Genomic DNA, 3,374 nt, shown 5'->3' with positions numbered 1-3,374 from the left:
CGGGGCCGCGGCCCCGGGGGTGCCCGGGGTTTCCGGTGCGGACGGTGCCGGGGCGCGGGCGTCGGTGCGGGCGCTGTCGGTGCCGTCTACATCCGCGTCGGGGGACTCCGCTGCGCGGGTGTTCGTCGCGCCGGTCGCCCCGCAGACGTCCGAGCCGCCCGTCTTGCTCGCTCCGCAGCCGACCGCGCTACCCGCGCCTCCCGCCGCGCTCGCCCCGCAGGCGCCCGCCCCGCTCGCTCCGCAGGCGGCCGTGTTGCCTCCCGAGTTGCCGCCGTTGAGCGTGGTGGAGTTCGCGCCGGACTGGACGGGCCCGTCCGGGGACGGGCAGCGGGCCATCAGGGCACTGGCGCTCAAGGTGGTGTCTGCCGGTATGCGGAACCGGAAGGTGGGCGCGGCGCTGCCGCGGATTGTCATCACCGGGTACGGTGCCGATGTCGCTGGTGGTGGCGAGTGGCGGGCGCGGGCTGCGTACGCGGTGTTCATGGGCCATCTGAAGCAGGTGCTGGACATCCTTCAGGTGTTGTCCGAGGGGGAGGAGCGGCTGGCCGCGGAGGACTTCCCGTTCTACGTGCAGTGGGCTCCCGGGGAACCCTCGGACGAGATGGTCGCGCTTTCCGGTGTGCCGCGTGAGGTGCTGGGGCGGCAGGCGACGGTCGGGTTCGCCCTCTCTCCGGACGCGGCGGCGGCGGAGCGGCTGGAGGCTCTGCACAAGCGGGACCGGGCGCTGCGGGGCGATCCGTTCGATGTGGATGTGGTGGCTCGTCGGGTGCTGCACCTGCCGGAGGGTGCGCCGGTGGACCAGTCGGTGCGTGCGCGGCTGCTCGGGCTGGTGGTGGAGGCCGAGGCGGCCGGGCGGGCGGGGAGCCTGGCGGCGCTGCGCGCGTTCCACCTCGAGAGGCTGGGGGCGACCGGGCCGGCCCAGAGCGGCTACTTCACGGTGGATGGACACCGGGTGCCGGGTATCAACTGGCTGGGACCGGACGTCATGGGGGACATGGATGGCCTGGAGCTGGACACGGACTGGAGCGATGTCCTTACGCCGCAGGCGGATGGTTCCCTGGCCCTCGGCGGCGGCCCCGGGCGGCAGACGCCGTGGCCGAAGGGGACGCGGCCGTATGTCGTCGGGGCCGACTGGCGGGACGGGAAGGTGGTGGTGCGGCTGCCGGACGGTTCGACGGTGGATGTGGACGTCGAGGAGTTCATCGAGCTGGTGGCGGCGGACATCGCGCGGGCGGGTCTGCCGTCGGGCACCCCGATTGTGCTGGCCATTCCCTTCCTGGGCCGCCATAGTGCGCTGTTGCAGAAGCTCGCGGACCGCACTGGCCTGGTGGTGCGGGCGCACAGCGGTGAGGTGAAGGTCAGCCCGCGGCCTGACGAGAAGGGCGATATCGGCAAGGTCGGCATCGACACGGTCACTGGACGGCCGGGAGTCCCCACGGGCGACTGGGTTCCGCTCCGGCCGGGTCAGGGGCCCGTTCTCGATGACAGCGTGCCCGACTGGTTCCACGAAGTGGTGATGTGGCCGGTCGTCAGCGAGGCGATCGAAGAACAGGTCGGTTACGCCTCGTTCGAGCCCGGCGAGTACGCGAAGGACTTCGAGGAGCCGAGCCGCCACGCGGACCGGATAACGACGTTCACCCACTACCACAGCGCCTTGAACGCCCATGCCCTGGAGCAGGAGCTGCCGCGTCCGGGTCCCGAGGGCAGTCCGTTCCCCGAGAGCGATGCGTACCGCATCACCCTGCATGGCTTGCCGGGCTACGTGATTCTGACGCTGTGGGACGGGAACGACGTGGTCGAACGCTTCCTCGGCGAAGGTGATGCGGTGGCGTGGGTGACGTGGCTGGTGTCCCGGCTGCCCAAGGACCGCTGGCTGGACATCTCCTGCTGCTGGATCGGGTCGCCCAAGGACAGCAACAGCAGGGGTCCCGCCCTCAGGGGCACCTTCGCCCCCGAGGTGTTCGTGGCCGATCCGCTGCGGCAGGTCTCTCTGGCGCAGCGCATCATGAACGCGACGCGACGCTGGGCGCGTGTCTCCTACGGCCCGCAGGGGCTGGGAAAGGTGGACGGCAAGTACGTGCGGTCCCTGTTCGTCGATCCCCAGGGGCGGCTGCGGGAGTTCGCCCCGGGCCGGCCGGAGCCGGAGGGCGCGGAGCTGGACCGGCTCGCGGTGGTGGCCGGGCTGCACTCGGGGGTCGGCGCGGTGCCGGCGGCGGTGCGGGAGCGGACGCTGATTGCGTTGCGGGCGCTGAAGTTGATGTTCGGGGTCCATGTGGAAGACCGTGCCGACTTCGGGGACCTGCTGCGCGGGGTGGCGGCGGTGGACTCGATGTGGCTGGCCGACCCGGACTTCCGGCGGGCGGGTCCGCTGATGCTGGATCTGCTGCGGCAGGTGATCGCGGCTCGTCCGGAGGCCGCGTCCGGGGTGGACCAGGACGTCGCTCGCCGGGTGTTGGCCGCGGCGGCGACGGCGTGGGAGACACGGCCCCGCGGCCCGCAGGGGAAGCGCGTGGAGTTGCCGTTGCGGGAGTTCGTGGACCTGCCGGTGGTGCGGGAGGCCGCCGAGTGGCTGGACGGGGATGAAGCGAAGGCCGAGGCCGTCACCGTCCTGAAGCTGTCCGGCCGCCGTCCGATGGTTGAGGCGGAGCGGTCGCGGATGCTCTGGGCGCGGGTCAAGACCATGGAACTGCTGAGCACAACCGAGATGGAGCTGGACGACCTCGCCCGGCAGGTGCTCCACATGGACCCGCCCTTCGACGTGGACGAGTCGAACCTCAACAAGCTGCGGGCCGCGCTCACCCACGCGTTCGCCGTGGGGCGGGACGCGTTCGACACGGACGTGGCGGCCACGTTCAACCTGGAGGTGCACGGGGCGTTCGATGACACCGCCACCGGCATGGACACGGTCCTGGACGGGGCCAAGGGGAGCGCTCGTGACTTCACGGGGGAGCCGCGCCCGCAGTCGAGGGTGAACCTGGCGCAGGTCATTACGTCCGGCGGTCTGGTGGACGCGCCATGGCGGAACCGGAATCCGAACCAGCAGGCGGCCGCGAAGGTCCCCCACCTGGTGCGCGCCGAACTGGATCCGCAGGACCCGGACACCATCCTGATGGCCATCGGAGGCCGTGACTTCCGGGGGCCGATCAGTGAGTTCCTGGAGATGGTGGCGAGGGACCCCACCCTGATAGCCAAGGAAAGGGGCACCGAGGTCGTCTTTTCGCACGCCGGGCTGGGTACCGCCGCCGACGAGGTGGCGTGGATGCTGGCGCAGCGGCTGGGCTGTCCCGTGTGGTGGATCGACGCCCCGACGAACCTGTCCGGCAAGGACGGCCAGGGCAATCCGGTGCTCACCGTGGCCGTCCTTGCCGGACAGG

1 protein-coding gene and 1 pseudogene are annotated in these 3,374 nt (G+C 71.5%); one reads left to right on the top strand and one right to left on the bottom strand.

The features are described from left to right. Positions 1-354, bottom strand: a pseudogene (locus CCN51_RS54685) (hypothetical protein); the annotation flags it as partial. Between the two features lie 16 nt (positions 355-370). Here CCN51_RS54685 and CCN51_RS48830 point away from each other — a divergent pair. Further along, positions 371-3,374: lonely Cys domain-containing protein (locus tag CCN51_RS48830; protein WP_143676161.1), on the top strand; the 3,004-nt coding region annotated here is incomplete at its 3' end.

It is taken from the genome of Streptomyces milbemycinicus, assembly GCF_002154605.1.
Lineage (GTDB): Bacteria > Actinomycetota > Actinomycetes > Streptomycetales > Streptomycetaceae > Streptomyces > Streptomyces milbemycinicus.
The sequence above is the reverse complement of the archived record's forward strand: the minus strand, read 5'-3'. Positions and strand labels throughout refer to the sequence as shown.